Here is a 19230-nt window from a genome sequence, read left to right as displayed (position 1 = left end):
ACCCTCCCCCGCCGCCGGCGGGGGGCTGGGCCCCACCGCCCGGCATGCTGGGTGCGGCCCACAAGCCGGGTGCGATCGCGCTGCGCCCGCTCTCGCTGGGCGACATGTACGACGGCGCCTTCCGCATCATCCGGTTCAACCCCCGCGCCACCGTGGGCGCGGCCGTGCTGGTGAGCGCGGTGGCGATGGTGCTGCCGCTGCTGGTGACCGCGGTGCTGACCTGGACCGTCGACGCCTCCTACGACTTCTACGGCGAGAGCACCGACCCGCTCTCGGAGGGCGACGCGCTCGCGATCGTGGGCTCGATGGGCTCGCTCGGCATCGGCGCGCTCCTGCAGATGGTCGGCACCGTGCTGGTGACCGGCATGCTCGCCCAGGTCACCCACGCGGCCGCGCTGGGTCGCCGGATGTCGCTCGGCGAGGCCTGGGCCTCCACCCGCGGCGGCCGCTGGCGGCTGATCGGCCTCGCGGTGCTCCAGCTGGCGCTGGTGGTCCTCGGCCTGGCCGTCTACGTCGTCGTCTGGGTGCTGCTCGCCCTCGGCGAGAACGTCGCCGTCCTGGTGGTCTGGGGGCTGGTCAGCGTGCCGGCCGTGCTGTTCGCGCTGCTGTTCTTCTGGGTCCGGGTGGCGCTGCTCTCCACGCCGGCACTGATGGTCGAGCGGCTCGGGGTGTTCGCCTCGCTCGGCCGGGCCGCCCGGCTCAGCCACCGCCAGTTCTGGCGGATCCTCGGCGTCGCGCTGCTGACGCTGCTGCTGGTCAGCATCGCCGGGCAGGTGCTCGGCCTGCCGCTCGGCATCCTCGGCGTGGTCGCCGACGCGTTCGTGCCCGAGCAGTACTCGCTGCTCACGCTGGTCGTCGTCCAGTCGCTGACCATGGTGGTGACCGCCGCCTTCGTCACGCCGTTCACCGGCGCGGTGACCTCGCTGCAGTACCTCGACCAACGGATGCGCAAGGAGGCCTACGACGTCGAGCTGATGCGCCAGGCGGGGCTCGCCGGGTGAGCACCGACCGGCTCGTCCACCTCGCCGCCGGGCCGCTGGTGCGCGCCGACGGCCCACCGCTCGCGCCCTCGGGCGACGACGGCCGGTCGCTGCTGCGCCGCGAGCTGCTGCGGCCCGAGTACCACGAGACCAACCTGGTCCAGCGGGTCGTCGACTGGTTCTCCCGCCAGTTCGACCGCGGGCTCCGGGCGGCGTCCGACACCTCCGCCCTCTCGACGCTGGCCTGGATGCTGGTGCTGGTCGCGCTGGTCTCCGGGCTGGCGTTCCTGGTCTCGCGGGCCCGACGCACCACCCGGGCCCCCGGTGGCGAGGGCGCGGTGCTGGCCGAGGAGCGGGTCACCGCCGACGAGCTGCGCGAGCGCGCCCGCACCGCACTCGCCGAGGGCCGTCACGAGGACGCGGTCGTCGAGGGCTTCCGGGCCCTGGTGGTGGCGCAGGTCGAGCTCGGCGTGCTCCCCGACGTGCCCGGCGCGACCGCCCACGAGGTGGCCGCCCTGCTCGGCGACGACCACCCGGGCCGCGCCGACGCGGTGCTCGCCGCGGCGCTGCTCTTCGACGGCGTGCTCTACGGCGACCGCCCGGCCACCTCCGAGCAGGCGACCCGGGTGCTGGCGCTCGACGCCGAGCTGGCGGGGGTGCGGTGACCGCCACGACCGCCGTACCCGCCTCCCCCGCGGCCCCGGCGGCCGGGGGCGCCGGCGGGCCCCTGCGCCGGCACCGGTCCGCCCTCGTGGTGGGGGGCTCCCTGCTGCTCGCGCTGGTGCTCGCCGCGCTCGTCGGCGGCGGCCCGCGCACCGGCACCCCCCTCGACCCCGACAACCCCGGCCCCACCGGTGGGCAGGCCCTGGCCCGGGTGCTGGAGGACCAGGGCGTCGACGTGACGGTCGCCCGCTCGGCCGACGAGCTCGATGACCTGGCCGACGACCGGTCCGGCCTCGGCCCGGACACCACGGTGCTCGTGGTCGGGCCCGAGAACCTCGGCGACAGCACGGTCGAGCGGCTCCGCGACGCCACCCGGCGGGCCCGGCTCGTGGTCGCCGGTGCTGGGCCGATGACCAGCGAACTGGTGGCCGACGTCGCCTCGCCGGACCGGGTGCCGGTCACCGACCCGCTGGCCGCCGGGTGCGACGTGGCGGGCCTCGGCGGGCTGCGGGTGGAGGTCGAGCGCGCCTACGCCTACCCCGGCGACGGCTGCTTCACCTCCGGCCCCCGCGCCCTGCTGGTCCGCTCCGGCCGGACCACGCTCTTCGGCGCCGAGGAGGCGCTGACCAACGACCAGGTGCTGCGCGCCGACAACGCCGCGGTGGCGCTGCGGCTGCTGGGCCAGCACGAGCGGCTGGTCTGGTACGTCCCCACCTTCGAGGACCTGCTGGCCGGCGACGGCGTCAGCCTCGGCAGCCTGCTCCCGCGCTGGGTGCGGCCCGGCCTGTGGCTCGGGCTGGCGGTGCTCGTCGCGCTGGTGCTGTGGCGCGGGCGCCGGCTGGGCCCGCTGGCCTCCGAGCCGCTGCCGGTCGTCGTCCGCGCGGTCGAGACCACGCGCAGCCGGGGCCGGCTCTACCGCCGCGCCGGCGACCGCGGCCACGCCGCGTCGGCGCTGCGGGCCGCCGCCCGCGCCCGCTGCGCCGAGGCGCTGCGGCTGGGCTCCGCCGCGGGGCCGGACGAGGTGGCCGACGCCGCCGCCCGCCACACCGGCCGCGACCTCGAGGCGGTGCGCCGGCTGCTCGGCGACACCGCGTCCACGCCCGCCACCGACCGCGACCTGATCACCCTGGCCACCGACCTGGCCGAGCTCGAGAAAGAGGTACGCCGACCATGAACTCCCCCACCCACCCCGGAGCCGGGACCCCCGCCGCGGGACCCAGCAGCGGCGACGCCCGGGAGCGGCTGACGGCGGTGCGCGCCGAGGTCGGCAAGGCCGTGGTCGGCCAGGACGCCGCGGTGTCCGGGCTGCTCGTCGCCCTGCTGTGCGGCGGCCACGTGCTCATGGAGGGGGTGCCCGGCACCGCCAAGACGCTGCTGGTGCGCACCCTCGCCGGGGCGCTGGCGGTCGACACCCGGCGGGTGCAGTTCACCCCCGACCTGATGCCCGGCGACATCACCGGCTCGATGGTGATCGACAACCAGCAGGGCGAGCTCGCCTTCCGCGAGGGTCCGGTCTTCACCAACCTGCTGCTCGCCGACGAGATCAACCGCACGCCGCCCAAGACCCAGTCGGCGCTGCTGGAGGCGATGGAGGAGGGCCAGGTCTCCGTCGACGGCGTCTCGCGGCGCCTGCCCGCGCCGTTCCTCGTGGCCGCGACGCAGAACCCCGTGGAGTACGAGGGCACCTACCCGCTGCCCGAGGCCCAGCTCGACCGGTTCCTGCTGAAGGTGGTGCTGCCGATCCCCGACCGGCCCGCCGAGCTGGAGATCCTGCGCCGCCACGCCGAGGGGTTCGACCCGCGCGACGTGGCCGCCGCGGGGGTCACCGCGGTGGCCGGCCCGGCGGACATCGTCGCCGGCCAGGCCGCGGTGCGGACCGTGCAGGTCTCCCCCGAGGTCACCGGCTACGTCGTCGACATCGCCCGAGCAACCCGCGAGTCGCCGTCGCTGAGTCTCGGCGTCAGCCCGCGCGGCGCCACCGCCCTGCTGCGTGCCGCCCGCGCGTGGGCGTGGCTGACCGGGCGCGACTTCGTCACCCCCGACGACGTCAAGGCGCTCGCCCACGCCACGCTCGTGCACCGGCTCGGGCTGCGCCCCGAGGCCGAGCTCGAGGGCGTCGACGTCGCGCAGGTGCTGGCCTCGGCGCTCGGCTCGGTGCCGGTGCCCCGGTGACCTGCTGATGGTCGTCTCGTGGCGCGTTCCGCTGCTGCTCCTGGTGGGCCTGGTGCCGCTGGTGCTGCGGCCGAGCTCGTCGACCCTCGGGCTGTGGCTGCTGGTGGTCGCCGCGATGGTGGTCGCCGACTGGCTGGCGGCGCCGCGTCCCCAGCGGCTCGAGGTGCACCGCGAGCCGGTCGGCGCCGTGCGGATGGGCTACCCGGCGCTCTCCGACCTGCGGGTGCGCAACCCCGGCGGCCGCCGGGTGCGCGGCGTGCTGCGCGACGCCTGGCAGCCCTCGGCGGGGGCCCGGCAGAACCGGCACCGCCTGCGGCTCGCGCCCGGCGCCCGGGCCCGGCTGCGTACGCCGCTGGTGCCACGGCGCCGCGGCGACCTGCGCGCGCTCGGCGTCACCGTGCGGCTGCACGGCCCGCTCGGGCTGGCCTCGCGGCAGCGCACGCTGGAGGTGCCCGGCTCGGTGCGCTCGCTGCCGCCGTTCGAGTCGCGCAAGCACCTGCCGAGCCGGCTGGCCCGGCTGCGCGAGCTCGACGGCCGCTCCGCCGTGCGGGTGCGGGGGCAGGGCACCGAGTTCGACTCGCTGCGCGAGTACGTGCGCGGCGACGACGTCCGCTCGATCGACTGGCGGGCCAGCGCCCGCAACCGCACGGTCGTCGTCCGCACCTGGCAGCCCGAGCGCGACCGGCGGGTGGTGCTGGTGCTCGACACCTCGCGCACCTCGGCCGGCCGGGTCGAGGACGTGCCGCGGCTCGACTCGGCGATGGACGCTGCGCTGCTGCTGGCCGCCCTCGCCGCGCGGGCGGGCGACCGGGTCGACTTCGTCGCCGGCGACCGCCGGGTCCGGGCCCGGCTGCGCGCCGCCGGCGCCCGCGACGTCGCCGCCCGGCTCCAGGACACGATGGCCGACCTCGAGCCGGTGATCGCCGAGGCCGACTGGCGGGCGCTGGCCGGTGCGGTCACCGAGTTCGGGCGGCAGCGCGCGCTGGTGGTGCTGCTCACCCCGCTGGAGCCGTCGGCGGTCGAGGAGGGACTGCTGCCGGTGCTCACCACGCTCACCCGCCACCACCGGGTGGTGCTCGCGTCCGTGCGCGACCCCGCCCTCGACCAGCTGGCGGCGACCCGCGGCACGGTCGACGAGGTCTACGACGCCGCGGCGGCCGAGCAGGCGGCGCTGCGGCGCCGTCGTACGGCCGACCTGCTGCGGGCACTGGGCGTCGACGTGGTCGACGCCGACGCCGAGGCGCTGCCGCCGGCGCTGGCCGACCACTACCTGGTGCTCAAGGCCTCCGGGCTGCTCTGACCTGGCTGCTCTGACCGGGCTGCTCAGCTCGGTCGGGCGCTCACTCCTGGGTGGCGAGCCGGTCCTCGAGCCACCGCTCGTCGACGTCGCCGGTCTCGCCTTCGGCGACCGCCTGCCGGCCGAGCACGAACACGTAGGCGAGGAACACCAGCTCGGCGAGCACCCCGATCGCCAGCCGGGCCCAGGTCGGCAGGCCCGACGGCGTCACGAACGCCTCGATCACCCCGCTCACGAAGAGCACCAGCACCAGGCCGAGCGCGACCGTGCCGGCGGTGCGGCCCTCGCGGGCGATCGACTGGCTCCGGGTGAGCGAGCCAGGCTCGATCCACGACCAGAACAGCCGGGCGCCCACGCCGCCGGCGACGAACACCGCGGTGAGCTCGAGCAGCCCGTGGGGCAGCAGCAGCCCGAAGAAGTGGCCGCCGTGGTCGTGGCGGATCATGATCGAGCCGATGATCGCGAGGTTGGCGATGTTGTTGAAGAGCAGGTACACCAGCGGCAGCCCGAGGATGCCGAGCGCCAGGCAGAGCGCGGAGACCCAGGCGTTGTTGATCCAGACCTGCGCGGCGAAGTGGCTGGCGGCGTACTCGCTGTAGTAGTCCTCGAACTCGTGGTCGACCAGCGCGTCGACCTCGCCCGGTGAGAGCAGCGACTGCTCGGCGACGGGGTGCTCGAGGAGCCACCAGATCATCACCGCGGTCACCAGCACGTTGAGGGCCAGGCAGCCGAGCCACCACCAGCGCAGCCGGTAGAGGGCCGCCGGGAAGCGGTGGGTGAGGAAGCGCTGCACCCCCCGCCAGGCCGGCACCCGGGTGCCGACCGCCTTGTTGCGCGCCCGGGCGAGCAGGGACGACAGGTGGGCCACCAACGAGGGGTCGGGGGCGGAGGTGCGCACCACCGACAGGTGGGTGGCGACCTGCTGGTAGCGCTCGACCAGCTCGTCGCTCTCCGGCCCGGTCAGCCGGCCCCGACCCACGAGCTCCTCGAGCCGCTGCCACTCGTGGGCGTGCGTGAGCACGTAGGCGTCGAGGTCCACGCGCCCACCCTACGGTCGTCCCCCGCCGCCGGGCGTCGTCCCTAGACTGGCGGCGATGTCGACCCCCGAGTACGCCACCCTCACCGCCGACGACCTCGTCACCGGCGAGGCGGTGGCGCTCGACCTGCCCCCCGCCGGGCTCGGCAGCCGGCTGGTCTCGGGGCTGATCGACGGCGTCGCCACCCTGGTGCTGCTGTTCGCGGTGCTGTTCGTCTACCTCACCGCGGCGATCCGCACCGACGGCGCGCTCCTGCACGTGGCGCTGGTGGGCGCCATGATCACGGTCTTCCTCGTCTTCCCCACCACGCTCGAGACGCTGACCCGCGGCAAGTCGCTCGGCAAGCTCGCGATGGGGCTGCGCACCGTGCGCGACGACGCCGGGCCGATCACCGTGCAGCATGCGTTCGTGCGGGCGCTGGTCGGCTTCGTCGAGATCTACGCGCTGACCGGCGTGCCGGCGTTCTTCTCGATCATGCTCAGCCACCGCGGCAAGCGGCTGGGCGACTACGCCGCCGGCACCTACGTCGTGCGCGAGCGGGTGCGGCTCCAGCTGCAGCCGCCCCCGCAGATGCCGCCGCCGCTCGCCGCCTGGGCCGCCGCCGCCGACATGGCCAGCCTGCCCACCGGCCTCGCGCTCGCGGTGCGCCAGTACATCACCCGGCTGCCCACCCTCGACCCCCGCGCCCGCACCGAGGTGGGCCACCGGCTCGCCGTCGAGGTCGCCGAGCACGTCGCTCCCCCGCCGCCGCCCGGCACCCCGCCGGAGATGTTCCTCGCCGCGGTGGTGGCCAGCCGCCGCGAGCGCGACCTGGCCCGGCTGCGCCGCGAGGACGACCTTCGCCGCCGGCTGACCCGCTCCTGAGGCGCCGAGCCGGCGGTTAACGGGGCGCGTTAACCCCGCGGGGCGGGGGCGTCGTTACTCGTGCCGAGTAACGACGGCTCGGCGGGGTGGGAGTCAGCCGGGGAGGCGGCGGTAGAGGAGGTCGGTGATGGTGCGGCCGGCCTCGAGGCCCTTGCGCTCGAACTTGGTCACCGGGCGCTCGGCCCAGCGCTCCACCTCGCCGCCCTCGAGGGCCGGCTCGGCGTCGAGGACGGTGCGCATCTGCTCGGCGTAGTCGGCCCAGTCGGTGGCGAGCCGCCAGGCGGCGCCGGGGGCGAGGCGCGAGGCCGCGAGCCGGGCGAACGGCGCGTCGACCAGCCGGCGCTTGTGGTGCCGGGTCTTGTGCCACGGGTCGGGGAAGAAGGTCCACAGCTCGGCGACCGAGCCCGGCCCGAGCAGGTGCTCCAGCGACCAGACCGCGTCGACGCCGCACAGGCGCACGTTGTCGGCGCCCGCCTCGGCCGCCCGCCAGAGCGTGTCGGCGACCCCGGGGCGCCAGACCTCCAGGGCCAGCACGTTGGCCTCGGGCCGGGCCGCCGCGAGCACGGCGGTCGCCTCGCCGACGCCCGAGCCGATCTCGACGACCAACGGCGCCTCGCGGCCGAACCAGGTCTCGAAGCGGAACCCGGGCCGGTCGACCGCCTCGTCCGGGATCACCCACGCCTCGTGGTGCGCCGCCCAGGCGGCCGCCTGGTTGGGCGTGAACCGGTTGCCGCGGCGGGAGTAGGACAGGACCTCGCGCACCCGCCGGCCGTCGGCGGTCAGCTTGTGGTGCGGCCGGGCGGGTGGGACTCCGTCGGTCACGTGAGGGCGGTGCTGGTGCCGATCGCGACGACGAGCACGAACGCGAAGATCAGCACCGTCACGCCGATCAGCACGGTGCCGACGATGCCGCAGATCCGGCCGGCGTTGGCCGAGCCGCGGCCGGCGTAGGCCCCGCCGCTGGCGTCGATCTCCCTGACCACCCGGTTGCCCATCACCCAGGCGAACGGCGCCAGCACCTGGCAGAGCACGAGCCCCAGGATGCCCAGGACCAGCACGGTGGTCGCCTGCGGGTGGTCCGGCGCGGCGGCGTACTGCGGCTGGCCGTACTGGTTGGCCTGCGGCTGCCCGTACGGCGGCTGGCTGTACTGCGGCTGGCCGTAGGGCTGCTGCGGCGCGCCGTAGGGCTGCTGCGGCTCGCCCTGCGGCGGCTGGTCGCCCGACGGGTTCTGGGGGGTCTCGCTCATGGCCCGCATCCTCCCACGACGGGTCCGTCCCGGACGGCCACCACCCCCGGCCACGGATCCCGACCCGGCCACGGCCCGGGCATGACGAAGGGCCCCCAGCCAGTGGCTGGGGGCCCCTCGGTGGAGCTGGGATCAGTCGATCACTTGGTGATCTTGGTGACCCGGCCGGCGCCGACGGTGCGGCCACCCTCGCGGATCGCGAACTTCAGGCCCTCGTCCATCGCGATGGGCTGGATGAGCTCGACCGACATCTCGGTGTTGTCACCCGGCATGACCATCTCGGTGCCCTCGGGCAGGGTCACGACGCCCGTCACGTCCGTGGTCCGGAAGTAGAACTGCGGACGGTAGTTGTTGAAGAACGGCGTGTGGCGGCCGCCCTCCTCCTTCGAGAGGATGTAGACCGAGGCCTCGAAGTTGGTGTGCGGGGTCGTGGTGCCCGGCTTGACGACGACCATGCCGCGCTCGACGTCCTCGCGCTTGGTGCCACGGAGGAGCAGACCGACGTTCTCGCCCGCCTGGCCCTCGTCGAGCAGCTTGCGGAACATCTCGACACCGGTGACGGTGGTCTTCTGCGAGCCCTCGCGGATGCCGACGATCTCGACCTCCTCGTTGACCTTCACGATGCCCCGCTCGATGCGGCCGGTGATGACCGTGCCGCGACCGGTGATGGTGAAGACGTCCTCGACGGGCATGAGGAACGGCTTGTCCGTCTCGCGCTCGGGGGTCGGGATCGACTCGTCGACGGCCGCCATCAGCTCGGCGATCGAGTCGCCCCACTTGGCGTCGCCCTGCAGCGCCGGGAAGGCCGCCACGCGCACGACCGGGATGTCGTCGCCCGGGAACTCGTACTCGTTGAGGAGCTCGCGCACCTCCATCTCGACGAGCTCGATGAGCTCCTCGTCGTCGACCATGTCGCACTTGTTGAGCGCCACGACCAGGGCCGGCACGCCGACCTGACGGGCGAGCAGCACGTGCTCCTTGGTCTGCGGCATCGGGCCGTCGGTGGCGGCGACCACGAGGATCGCGCCGTCCATCTGGGCCGCGCCGGTGATCATGTTCTTGATGTAGTCGGCGTGACCGGGGCAGTCGACGTGCGCGTAGTGCCGCGACTCGGTCTGGTACTCGACGTGCGCGATCGAGATCGTGATGCCGCGCTGACGCTCCTCGGGAGCCTTGTCGATCTCGTCGAAGGCCGACGCTTCGTTGAGGTCAGGGTGCTTGTCGTGCAGAACCTTGGTGATCGCTGCGGTCAGCGTCGTCTTGCCGTGGTCGATGTGACCGATGGTTCCGATGTTGACGTGCGGCTTGGTCCGCTCGAACTTCGCCTTAGCCACGGTGGGCTCCTCCTGGGTGTTGTGTGTTGCTGACTCGTACTGGCTGGGTGGTGCTGCCGAAGGTTCCGGACGTCACTCGCCGCGGGCCTTCTTGATGATCTCGTCGGCGATGTTCGTGGGAACCTCGGCGTACGAGTCGAACTCCATCGAGTACGAAGCCTGACCGGAGGTCTTGGACCTCAGGTCGCCAACGTACCCGAACATCTCGGACAGCGGCACGAGGGCGTTGATGACCATGTCACCGTGACGCTCCTCCTGGGCCTGGATCTGGCCGCGGCGGCTGTTGATGTCGCCGATGACCGTGCCGAGGAAGCTCTCGGGGGTGGTCACCTCGACGGCGAACATCGGCTCGAGCAGGACCGGCTTGGCCTGGCGGGCGGCCTCCTTGAAGGCCTGGTTGCCGGCGATCTTGAAGGCCAGCTCGGAGGAGTCGACGTCGTGGTAGGCGCCGTCCTCGAGCGTGAACTTCACGTCGACCATGGGGTAGCCGGCGAGCACGCCGAACTCCATGGCCTCCTGGCCACCCTGGTCGACCGAGGGGATGTACTCCCTCGGCACCCGGCCACCGCTGACGTTGTTGACGAACTCGTAGCCCGCACCGGTGCCCGTCTCGGGGTCGATGTTGGGGCCGAGCGAGATGACGACCTTCGCGAACTGACCCGAACCACCGGTCTGCTTCTTGTGGGTGTAGCTGTGGTTCGTGACCTCCTTGCGGACGGTCTCGCGGTAGGCCACCTGCGGCTTGCCGACGGTCGCCTCGACGCGGAACTCGCGCTTCATCCGGTCGACCAGGATCTCGAGGTGGAGCTCGCCCATGCCGGCGATGATCGTCTGGCCGGTCTCCTCGTCGGTCTTGACCGTGAAGGTCGGGTCCTCGTCGGAGAGCCGCTGGATCGCGGTGCCGAGCTTCTCCTGGTCGCCCTTGGTCTTCGGCTCGATGGCCACCTCGATCACGGGCGCGGGGAAGGTCATCGACTCCAGGACCACCGGGTTGGCCGGGTCGCACAGGGTGTGCCCGGTCTTGGTGTCCTTGAGGCCCATGACGGCCACGATCTGGCCCGCGCCGACCGAGCTGATCTCCTCACGCTTGTTGGCGTGCATCTGGTAGACCTTGCCGATCCGCTCCTTGCGGCCGTTGACCGAGTTGAGCACCGACGAGCCGGCCTCGAGCTTGCCCGAGTAGACCCGGACGTAGATCAGCTTGCCGAGGTGGGGGTCGCTGGCGATCTTGTAGGCCAGGCCGGAGAACGGCTCGGAGTCGGCCGGCTTGCGGGAGATCTCCTCGTTCTCGTCCTTGACCGAGTGGCCGACGATCGCGTCGATGTCGAGCGGCGACGGCAGGTACTTGACGACGGCGTCGAGCAGGGGCTGCACGCCCTTGTTCTTGAACGCCGTACCGCACAGCACCGGGTTGAGCTTGTCGGCCAGGGTCGCGCGACGGATCGCGGCCTCGAGCTCGGCGACGGTGAGGTCCTCGCCCTCGAGGTACTTCTCCATGATGGCGTCGTCGGCCTCGGAGAGGGTCTCGAGCAGCTTCTCGCGGTACTCGTCGGCCTGCTCCTGGAGCTCGGCCGGGATGTCCTCGACGGTGTAGTCCTCACCCATCTTGGTCTCGCCGCGCCAGGTGAGCGCCTTCATCTGCACCAGGTCGACGACACCGAGGAAGTCGGACTCGGCACCGATCGGCAGCTGCAGGACGAGCGGGGTGGAGTTCAGCCGCTCGACCATCATGTCGACGCAGCGGAAGAAGTCCGCGCCCGTGCGGTCGAGCTTGTTGACGAAGCACATGCGGGGCACGGAGTACTTGTTGGCCTGCCGCCACACGGTCATCGTCTGGGGCTCGACACCGGCGACGCCGTCGAACACCGCGACCGCGCCGTCGAGGACGCGCAGCGAGCGCTCGACCTCGGCGGTGAAGTCGACGTGGCCCGGGGTGTCGATGATGTTGATCTGGTGGTCCTTCCACCAGCAGGTCGTCGCGGCCGACGTGATCGTGATGCCGCGCTCCTGCTCCTGCTCCATCCAGTCCATCGTGGCCGCGCCCTCGTGGACCTCACCGATCTTGTAGGTGATGCCGGTGTAGAAGAGGATGCGCTCGGTGGTGGTGGTCTTGCCGGCGTCGATGTGAGCCATGATGCCGATGTTGCGGACCTTGTTGAGGTCCGTGGTGATGTCGACAGCCACTGTGTCTGTGTTCCTTAGGTAGGAGTGTTGCTGGTTCGAGCGGGCGGTTGCGGGCGCACCTCTTCGGGTGCACCCGCACGCCTCACCAGCGGTAGTGGGCGAAGGCCTTGTTGGACTCGGCCATCTTGTGCGTGTCCTCGCGCTTCTTCACCGCGGCACCGAGGCCGTTGGAGGCGTCGAGGATCTCGTTCATCAGGCGCTCCGACATGGTCTTCTCGCGACGGTCGGCGGCGTAGCCGACCAGCCAGCGGAGGGCCAGGGTGGTGCCCCGGGTGCCCTTGACCTCGATCGGGACCTGGTAGGTCGCACCGCCGACGCGGCGGGACTTGACCTCGATGGCCGGCTTGACGTTGTCCATCGCCCGCTTGAGCGTGACGACGGGGTCGGTGCCGGTCTTGTCGCGGCAGCCCTCGAGCGCGCTGTAGACGATGCGCTGGGCGACCTGCTTCTTGCCGTCCTGCAGCACCTTGGAGACGAGCTGGGTGACCAGCTGCGACCCGTAGACCGGGTCGACGTCGATCGGCCGCTTCGGGGCCGGACCCTTGCGCGGCATCTCTACTTCTCCTTCTTCGCGCCGTAGCGGCTGCGCGCCTGCTTGCGGTTCTTGACGCCCTGGGTGTCGAGGGTGCCTCGGATGATCTTGTAGCGGACGCCGGGGAGGTCCTTCACCCGGCCGCCGCGGACGAGCACGATCGAGTGCTCCTGGAGGTTGTGGCCCACACCCGGGATGTACGCCGTGACCTCGACGCCGCTCGACAGGCGCACGCGGGCGACCTTGCGGAGGGCGGAGTTCGGCTTCTTCGGGGTGGTGGTGTAGACGCGGGTGCAGACGCCGCGTCGCTGGGGCGAACCCTTCAGGGCAGGCGTCTTGTTCTTCGACACCTTGTCCTGGCGGCCCTTGCGGACCAGCTGGTTGATGGTGGGCACCGGGTGGTTCCCTTCCTGTTTCACTCTCAGGACCCGGCACGGTGCCGGGCTCGATCGAACTGCGGTGTCGTGGGCGGTGCAGCGTCGGCCCGCCGAGCTCACCCCCGAGGTCGGGCGTGTCGCCCGGCGCACGGCCGATCCCCACGCAGGGGATCGGTGGCTTTCATGCCCGCCCACCACGCTCATTCCTCGCGGCGGGTTCCGGGCACGCGCAACGGCCTGGTCGTCCCAGACACGAGGAATGAGATTACCGGCCGCCCCCACACCGGTCAAAACGCGGCAGCGGGCTCCCGCCGCCGCTCAGGCCGGCACCGGCTCCTCGAGCCGCCGCGGGGCCGGCACGGCGGCCCGGCGGCGGGCCGCCACGACGTACCACGCCGAGGCGCCGAGGGTGCCGGCCAGCGTGAGCAGGCCGCCCAGGATCAGCGTCCAGCGGGCCCCGAACGCCTCCCCGAGCGCCCCGATCAGCGGCGAGCCGAGCGGGGTGCCGCCCATGAAGATCATCAGGTAGAGCGCCATCACCCGGCCCCGCATTCCCGCCTCGGTGTGCAGCTGCATGAACGCGTTGGCCGCGGTGATCATCGTCAGCGCCGAGACGCCGAGCAGCGGGCAGAGCAGCGCGAAGACCAGGTACGACGGCGCCAGGCCGGCGGCGACCTCGACCAGGGCGAAGGCCACCGCCGCGCCGATCACCAGCCGGTGCCGCACCCGGACCCGCCGCGCGGCGACCAGCGCGCCGGTGAGCGACCCGACCGCCATGAAGGTGCCGAGCAGGCCGTACTCGGTGGCGCCCTTGTCGAAGACCTGGGTGGCCATCAGGGCGGAGGTCATCTGGAAGTTGAGCCCGAAGGTGCCCGCGAAGAACACGATGCCGAGGATCAGCATCAGGTCGGGGCGGCTGCGCACGTAGGCGACGCCCTCGCGGATCTGCCCGGGCGAGCGCGGCACCGGGTCGCTGGGGTGGAGCAGGCGGGCGTCGAGGTGGCGCAGGGTGAGGATCGGCGCGAGGTAGCTGAGGCCGTTGGCCAGGATCACCCAGCCGGTGGCGGTGACGCCGGACCCGAGGGCGGCGATCGAGACGCCGGCGATGGCCGGACCGAGGATGCGCGCGGCGTTGAAGCTCGCGGAGTTGAGACCGACGGCGTTGGTCAGGTCGTCGGGGTCGACGAGCTCGGAGACGAACGACTGGCGGGCGGGCGCGTCGAAGGCCGACGCGACGCCCAGGGTCAGCGCGAGCACGTAGACGTGCCAGATCTGCGCGGTGCCGGTGACGGCGAGCAGCCCGAGCACCACCGCGGGCACGGCCATGCCGAGGTTGGTCAGCTGGAGCAGGCGGCGCTTGGGGATCCGGTCGGCGACCAGGCCGGCGAACGGCGAGAGCAGGAGGAACGGGAGGAACTGCAGGCCGGTGGTGATGCCGATGGCCGCGGCGCTGTTGGCGGTGAGCAGCAGCACCAGCCAGTCCTGGGCGACGCGCTGGAGCCAGGTGCCGACGTTGGAGACCAGGCTGCCGGCGGCGTAGGTGCGGTAGTTGGGGTTGTGCAGGGATCGGAAGGTGGGTGACGTGGTGCTCAGTCCTTCGGTTCGGAGTCGAGTGCGAGTCTCTCGAGGATCGGCGCGGCCGCCCGGAGCACCTCGCGCTCCTCGGGCGAGAGCCCGCGCAGCCGGCGCGCGAGCCACTCGTCGCGGCGCTGGCGGTCGGCGCGGACCGCGGCCAGGCCGGCCTCGGTGATGCTGATGACGACCTGGCGGCCGTCGGTGTCGTGGGGACGGCGGGTGGCGTAGCCGCCCTCGACCAGGCAGGTGACCGTGCGGGTCATGCTCGGCGGCTGCACCTGCTCGTGCTGGGCCAGCTCGCCGACGGTCAGGTCGCCGCGCCGGTGCAGCGCACCGAGCACCGCCATCGCGTTCATCCCGAGCTCGTTGTCGGGGTGGCGCTCGGCGGCGAGCCGGCGGCGCAGCCGCATCACCGCGTAGCGGAGCTCGGAGGCGAGCCCCGCGTCGGAGCGGGTGCGGGAGGTGCGCTGCGCGGTCGGCATGTCGTTAGCATAAGTCATTACCCGTGCTAACTATTCCGCCGCCCCCAACCGCTGGGGACGCCTGGCCGGCCGGTGCGGGCCGGCGTCAGGAGAGCCAGTCGCTGATCGGGTTGATGCCGAAGTAGACGACGAACAGCGCGGCGACCACCCACATCAGCGGGTGCAGCTCGCGGGCCCGGCCCAGCGTCACCTTGATCAGCGTGTAGGCCAGGAAGCCCGCTCCGATGCCGACGGTGATGGAGTAGGTGAACGGCATCAGCACGATCGTGAGGAACGCCGGGATGGCGATCTCGAGGTCGGCCCAGTCGATCTCGGTGACCTGCTGCATCATCAGGAACCCGACCAGCACCAGCGCCGGGACCGCCGCCTCCGACGGGATCACCGCCACGAGCGGGGCGGCCAGGATCGTGAGCAGGAACAGCACGCCGGTCACGACCGACGCGAGGCCGGTGCGGGCGCCCTCGCCCACGCCGGACGCCGACTCGATGTAGCTGGTGTTGGACGAGACGCCGGCCAGGCCGCCGGCCGCGGCGGCGACCGAGTCGACGGCCAGGATCCGCTGCGCGTTCGGCGGCGTGCCCTCCTCGTCGTTGAGGCCGGCCTCGGCGCCGATGGCCGTCATCGTGCCCATCGTGTCGAAGAAGTCGGCCAGCATCAGCGTGAAGACGAGCAGCAGCGCGGTGACGACGCCGACCTCCTCGAACGACCCGAGCAGGCTGAACTCGCCGAGCGTGCCGAAGTCGGGCGAGCGGAAGACGTCGTCGAGCTTGGGCACCGTGAGCGCCCAGCCGGTGGGTCCCTCGTTGGCGCTGCCGAGGTCACCGATCGCCTCGACCACCATCGCGACGACGGTAATGACCACGATCGAGATCAGGATGGCGCCGCGCACCTTGCGCACCCACAGCGCGATGAGCAGCAGCAGCCCCAGGGCGAAGACCAGGACCGGCCAGCCGGCCAGCTGGCCGGTGCGGCCCAGCTGCACCGGCACCGAGGTGCCGGCGATGTCGGGGATCCGGCCGACGAAGCCGGCGTCGACGAAGCCGATCAGGGCGATGAACAGGCCGATGCCCACCGAGATCGCGACCTTCAGCTGGGTCGGCACGGCGTGGAAGACCGCCTGCCGGAAGCCGGTGAGCACCAGCAGCAGGATGATCAGGCCCTCGATGACCACCAGGCCCATCGCGTCGGCCCAGGTCATCTGGCTGGCGATGGAGAACGCCACGAAGGCGTTGAGGCCCAAGCCCGTGGCGAGCGCCATCGGGTAGTTGGCCACCACGCCCATCAGGATCGTGACCACCCCTGCGACCAGCGCGGTGCCGGCCGCGATCGCCGGCAGGTTCTCGCCGTTGCCGGTGCCGCCGCCGAGGAAGTTGCCGTCGACGTCGGCGACGAAGCCGAGGATCAGCGGGTTGAGGACCACGATGTAGGCCATCGTGAAGAAGGTGACGACGCCGCCGCGGACCTCGCGGCCGAGCGTCGAGCCGCGGTCGGTGATGGAGAAGTAGCGGTCGAGGCGGGAGGTCCCGGGCGTCAGCGTGCTCACGGGCCCACATCGTGGCAGAAGCGCGGCCGCACCGGAACGGGCAGGGGGCTACCGTGGACCCGTGGAGCTCCGCGACGACAACACCAAGGCGCACGAGATCGGCAACCGCACGTTCATCGTGGCCGACGTCGAGCCGCTGGACGTCGACGGCGTGGTCACCGTGCAGGTCGGCACGGCGGCGTTCCTGCTGATGTTCGTCGCGCTGCTGCCGTTCGCCGGCTCGCTGCAGGACGACGGCCGCACCTGGTGGCTGTGGACCTGCCTGGCCGGCGGCGGGCTCGGGCTGTTCGGCCTGGAGTACTGCCGGCGCCGGCGCGTCACCCGCGCCGAGCTCGACGACGAGGCCGAGCAGGCGGCCTGATCGCTCCCCGGCCGGGACCACTCGGTCCCGACCCGACCGGTCACGACCTCGTCCCTCGGTCGTGCGGCCTTGCTCGACCACCAGCGACGCCACCGCCCCTCGTTCCTCGGGGCGCTGGCGTCAGAACGTCTCGACCTCGTCGGGGCTGAGGGTGTCGAAGACCGGCTCGGGCACGGGCACCGGCTCGTGCTTCTTGGCCAGCCGGACCTCGGAGTGGGCGCCGCAGCCGTGGTCGAAGGTCACGACCCGGCCGTCGTCGTTGGCGTCGCCGTTGGCGCAGACGCCGAACATCTCCGCCAACGGGCCGGCGATGCGCACGAGGAACCCGCAGGAGTGGCAGTGGTGGGGCGCGGCCTGGGCGATCGGCGAGTCGGGCCCGCCGTCGCCGGCGGCCCAGCGCTCGGCGGCCAGGTCGCGGCCCTCGCGGGAGAGGGTGCGCACCCGGCCGAGGCCGAGGTCCTGCGCGACCTGGCGGATCTGCGCCTTGTCGTCCGGGTCGAGCGGGTCGTCGCCGTAGGAGTACGTCGGCACCAACCGCGGGTCGTCGTCAGGCACCGGCAGCAGGTCGCCGGGCGACAGGTCGCCGGGCTGGAGCCGCTCGCGGTAGGGCACCCACTCCGGCGCGACGATCGCCTCGTCGCCCGGCAGCAGCACGACCTCGATGACGGTGGCGTGGCGCTGGCGGGCGGCCCGGCCCAGGGTGACCGACCAGCGCCATCCGACGTAGCCCGCCCGCGTGCACACGAACTGGTGGGTGGCGATCCGGTCGCCCTCGGCGACGACGCCGAGGTGGTCGCCGACGTCGGCGCCGTCGACCTCGGCGAGCAGCGCCTCGCGGGCCGTGTCGACGGCGGCAGCGATGGCGGCGTCGGGCTGGGCGGCGAGCTCGGTGTCCACGGACCGCAGTGTGACTGATCGACCCGCCCGCTGTCAGGTCGGGTCGTGGCGCGCCCCGTGCGCGGGCGTCGGGCCGAGGGGGCAGGATGTCCCCCATGTCCGACGAGCAGCGCTGGCGGGACCCCCACCCCGACCCCGCTCCCCGTCACGACGGTCCCCGCGACACCCCTCGCGAGGGGCCGAGCCCGGTGGCCAAGGGCGTCCGGGCGACCGGGCGCGGGATCGCGGGCCTGGCCAGGGTGACCGGCCGGGCCAGCCGGTTCACGGTCAAGCAGGCGCAGCGCGCCGCCGAGGCCGAGGGCGCCGGCGAGTCCGGGCTCTCCCGGCTGATCCAGATGCACTTCTTCAACACCGCCGGCGACGCCGCGGTCGCGATCTCGCTCGCCGGCTCGCTGTTCTTCCAGGTCCCCTCGGGCGAGGCGCGCGGGCAGGTCGCGCTGTTCCTCGGGCTGACGATGCTGCCGTTCGCGATCGTGGCGCCGCTGATCGGACCGTTCCTCGACCGGTTCGCCCACGGCCGGCGCTGGGCGATCGGCGCCACGATGGCGCTGCGCGCCTTCCTCTGCTGGGCGCTGGCGACCTCGATCACCGGTGACTCCCCGTGGCTGTTCGCCGCGGCGCTGGGCGTGCTGGTCTCGTCCAAGGCGTACGGCGTCACGCGGGCCGCCGCCGTGCCGCGCCTGCTCCCCCACGGCTTCACGCTGGTCAAGGCCAACGGCCGGGTGTCGATGTCGGGCATCGTCGGCGCCTCGGTGTCGGCGCCGATCGCCGGCCTCGCGTCACTGGCGGGGCCGGAGTGGTCGCTGCGCTACGCCTTCCTGCTCTTCGTGGTCGCGACCGTCTGCGCGATCCGGCTGCCCGACAAGGTCGACTCCAGCGCCGGCGAGGGCGACCTGGTGCTGCGCGGCCCCCTCGAGGCCGGCGTCTCGCGCAAGGGCCGCTCGCGCACCCGGATCCCCGGGCCGGTCGCCTTCGCGCTGCGGGCCAACTGCGGGCCCCGCTGGCTGACCGGCTTCCTGCTGATGTTCATGGCCTTCCTGCTGCGCGAGAACCCGCCACCATCGGGGCTGCGCGAGGAGCTGCTGGTCGGCCTGGTGGTCGGCGCCGCCGGTGCCGGCAACGCCCTCGGCGTGCTGGCCGCCTCGCTGCTCAAGCGGATCAACCCCGCCGTCACGGTGGTGCTCGCACTGGTCGCCGACCTCGTGGTGGCGACCTTGGCGATGCTCTTCTACGGCGTCCTCACCATCGCGCTGCTCGGCCTGGTGGCCGGGCTCGCCCAGTCGCTGGCCAAGTTCTGCCTCGACGCCACGATCCAACGCGACGTGCCGACCCGGGTGCAGGCCAGCGCGTTCGCCCGCAGCGACACCACGCTCCAGCTGGCCTGGGTGATCGGCGGCTTCATCGGCATCGCGCTGCCGCTCGAGCCGGCCCGCCTCGGGCTGGGCGTGGCGTTCGCGGTGTTGCTGGCGTGGACGATCTACGTGCTCGCCGGGCGGCGGGCAGCGCGCCGCCGTCCGCCCGCGCCGGTGGTGGACGCGGACGCGGAGTCCGAGGTGCCGGCCACCGCCGTCCGCCCGACCCGGCGCCGGGTGGCGGCCGACGACCTGCCGCCGACCCAGCCGATGCAGGTGTGGCGTCGCGACGACCCCGAGACCGACGGCGAGCGCTGGGAGTAGGGCTCGGCG

19 protein-coding genes are annotated in these 19230 nt (G+C 73.0%); 8 read left to right on the top strand and 11 right to left on the bottom strand.

The window, feature by feature from the left end:
* Nucleotides 1-44: 44 nt before the first annotated feature.
* The 5 genes from JT721_RS14235 to JT721_RS14215 are packed head-to-tail and all read left to right on the top strand — an operon-like array spanning nt 45 to nt 5115.
* The gene (locus JT721_RS14235; protein WP_205473905.1) at nt 45-1001 is read left to right on the top strand and encodes a glycerophosphoryl diester phosphodiesterase membrane domain-containing protein; all 957 of its coding nucleotides are present in this window, start codon (nt 45-47) and stop codon (nt 999-1001) included.
* Complete coding sequence (locus tag JT721_RS14230) at nt 998-1645, top strand: DUF4129 domain-containing protein (RefSeq protein WP_205473904.1); 648 nt, start codon at nt 998-1000, stop codon at nt 1643-1645. The genes JT721_RS14235 and JT721_RS14230 overlap by 4 nt, the downstream gene beginning before the upstream one ends.
* A complete protein-coding gene (locus tag JT721_RS14225) occupies nt 1642-2817 on the top strand; it encodes a DUF4350 domain-containing protein (RefSeq protein WP_205473903.1) in 1176 nt (391 codons plus the stop codon). The genes JT721_RS14230 and JT721_RS14225 overlap by 4 nt, the downstream gene beginning before the upstream one ends.
* Nucleotides 2814-3815: a MoxR family ATPase gene (locus JT721_RS14220; RefSeq protein ID WP_205473902.1), complete on the top strand. Its 1002-nt coding sequence runs from the start codon at nt 2814-2816 to the stop codon at nt 3813-3815. Before JT721_RS14225 ends, JT721_RS14220 begins: the two co-directional genes overlap by 4 nt.
* A gap of 7 nt (nt 3816-3822) precedes the next feature.
* A complete protein-coding gene (locus JT721_RS14215; protein ID WP_205473901.1) occupies nt 3823-5115 on the top strand; it encodes a DUF58 domain-containing protein in 1293 nt (430 codons plus the stop codon).
* A 40-nt stretch (nt 5116-5155) separates the two neighbouring features.
* On the opposite strand, the gene JT721_RS14210 is transcribed toward JT721_RS14215, so the two are convergent.
* Nucleotides 5156-6151, bottom strand: a complete 996-nt coding sequence (locus JT721_RS14210; RefSeq protein ID WP_205473900.1) for a stage II sporulation protein M — start codon at nt 6149-6151, stop codon at nt 5156-5158.
* Nucleotides 6152-6206: 55 nt separating this feature from the next.
* Here JT721_RS14210 and JT721_RS14205 point away from each other — a divergent pair, with 55 nt between their 5' ends.
* Nucleotides 6207-7013 (top strand): RDD family protein, encoded by an 807-nt coding sequence (locus JT721_RS14205; protein ID WP_205473899.1) that lies wholly within the window; start codon nt 6207-6209, stop codon nt 7011-7013.
* Between the two features lie 93 nt (nt 7014-7106).
* Here the strand turns inward: JT721_RS14205 and trmB are convergent, their stop codons facing one another.
* The 9 genes from trmB to JT721_RS14160 form a co-directional block, all read right to left on the bottom strand.
* Entirely contained in the window at nt 7107-7835 is a 729-nt protein-coding gene (trmB, locus tag JT721_RS14200) for a tRNA (guanosine(46)-N7)-methyltransferase TrmB (protein ID WP_205473898.1), read from the bottom strand.
* Nucleotides 7832-8260, bottom strand: a complete 429-nt coding sequence (locus JT721_RS14195) for a hypothetical protein (RefSeq protein ID WP_205473897.1) — start codon at nt 8258-8260, stop codon at nt 7832-7834. Before JT721_RS14195 ends, trmB begins: the two co-directional genes overlap by 4 nt.
* A 140-nt stretch (nt 8261-8400) precedes the next feature.
* A complete protein-coding gene (gene tuf, locus JT721_RS14190) occupies nt 8401-9594 on the bottom strand; it encodes an elongation factor Tu (RefSeq protein WP_205473896.1) in 1194 nt (397 codons plus the stop codon).
* 72 nt (nt 9595-9666) lie between these two features.
* Nucleotides 9667-11778, bottom strand: a complete 2112-nt coding sequence (gene fusA, locus JT721_RS14185; protein ID WP_205473895.1) for an elongation factor G — start codon at nt 11776-11778, stop codon at nt 9667-9669.
* An 82-nt stretch (nt 11779-11860) separates the two neighbouring features.
* On the bottom strand, nt 11861-12331 hold the full coding sequence (gene rpsG, locus JT721_RS14180; RefSeq protein WP_205473894.1) for a 30S ribosomal protein S7: 471 nt from the start codon (nt 12329-12331) through the stop codon (nt 11861-11863).
* A 2-nt stretch (nt 12332-12333) separates the two neighbouring features.
* Nucleotides 12334-12705 (bottom strand): 30S ribosomal protein S12, encoded by a 372-nt coding sequence (gene rpsL / locus JT721_RS14175; RefSeq protein ID WP_205473893.1) that lies wholly within the window; start codon nt 12703-12705, stop codon nt 12334-12336.
* Nucleotides 12706-13005: 300 nt separating this feature from the next.
* The gene (locus JT721_RS14170) at nt 13006-14250 is read right to left on the bottom strand and encodes an MFS transporter (RefSeq protein ID WP_275898863.1); all 1245 of its coding nucleotides are present in this window, start codon (nt 14248-14250) and stop codon (nt 13006-13008) included.
* A 26-nt stretch (nt 14251-14276) separates the two neighbouring features.
* Complete coding sequence (locus JT721_RS14165; RefSeq protein ID WP_240340749.1) at nt 14277-14744, bottom strand: MarR family winged helix-turn-helix transcriptional regulator; 468 nt, start codon at nt 14742-14744, stop codon at nt 14277-14279.
* A gap of 85 nt (nt 14745-14829) precedes the next feature.
* Nucleotides 14830-16287: an NCS2 family permease gene (locus JT721_RS14160; RefSeq protein WP_205473891.1), complete on the bottom strand. Its 1458-nt coding sequence runs from the start codon at nt 16285-16287 to the stop codon at nt 14830-14832.
* 61 nt (nt 16288-16348) lie between these two features.
* Here JT721_RS14160 and JT721_RS14155 point away from each other — a divergent pair, with 61 nt between their 5' ends.
* Nucleotides 16349-16648 carry a DUF2530 domain-containing protein gene (locus JT721_RS14155; RefSeq protein ID WP_307828062.1) on the top strand — a complete coding sequence of 100 codons (300 nt, stop codon included), beginning with the start codon at nt 16349-16351 and terminating at the stop codon, nt 16646-16648.
* A 120-nt stretch (nt 16649-16768) separates the two neighbouring features.
* Here JT721_RS14155 and JT721_RS14150 read toward each other — a convergent pair whose 3' ends face one another.
* Nucleotides 16769-17545 carry a DUF3027 domain-containing protein gene (locus tag JT721_RS14150; protein WP_307828061.1) on the bottom strand — a complete coding sequence of 259 codons (777 nt, stop codon included), beginning with the start codon at nt 17543-17545 and terminating at the stop codon, nt 16769-16771.
* Between the two features lie 95 nt (nt 17546-17640).
* On the opposite strand from JT721_RS14150, the gene JT721_RS14145 reads away from it, so the two are divergent.
* Nucleotides 17641-19221 carry an MFS transporter gene (locus JT721_RS14145; protein ID WP_205473890.1) on the top strand — a complete coding sequence of 527 codons (1581 nt, stop codon included), beginning with the start codon at nt 17641-17643 and terminating at the stop codon, nt 19219-19221.
* Nucleotides 19222-19230: the final 9 nt, after the last annotated feature.

The sequence above is a fragment of the Nocardioides sp. SYSU D00038 genome (assembly GCF_016924665.1).
Classification (GTDB): domain Bacteria; phylum Actinomycetota; class Actinomycetes; order Propionibacteriales; family Nocardioidaceae; genus Nocardioides.
The sequence above is the reverse complement of the archived record's forward strand: the minus strand, read 5'-3'. Positions and strand labels throughout refer to the sequence as shown.

Coding starts and splice junctions, on each gene's coding strand:
- JT721_RS14235 (WP_205473905.1), top strand. CDS start 45: ATGCTGGGTGCGGCCCACAAGCCGGGTGCGATCGCGCTGCGCCCGCTC.
- JT721_RS14220 (WP_205473902.1), top strand. CDS start 2,814: ATGAACTCCCCCACCCACCCCGGAGCCGGGACCCCCGCCGCGGGACCC.
- JT721_RS14215 (WP_205473901.1), top strand. CDS start 3,823: ATGGTCGTCTCGTGGCGCGTTCCGCTGCTGCTCCTGGTGGGCCTGGTG.
- JT721_RS14205 (WP_205473899.1), top strand. CDS start 6,207: ATGTCGACCCCCGAGTACGCCACCCTCACCGCCGACGACCTCGTCACC.
- JT721_RS14195 (WP_205473897.1), bottom strand. CDS start 8,260: ATGAGCGAGACCCCCCAGAACCCGTCGGGCGACCAGCCGCCGCAGGGC.
- rpsG (WP_205473894.1), bottom strand. CDS start 12,331: ATGCCGCGCAAGGGTCCGGCCCCGAAGCGGCCGATCGACGTCGACCCG.
- JT721_RS14165 (WP_240340749.1), bottom strand. CDS start 14,744: ATGCCGACCGCGCAGCGCACCTCCCGCACCCGCTCCGACGCGGGGCTC.
- JT721_RS14145 (WP_205473890.1), top strand. CDS start 17,641: ATGTCCGACGAGCAGCGCTGGCGGGACCCCCACCCCGACCCCGCTCCC.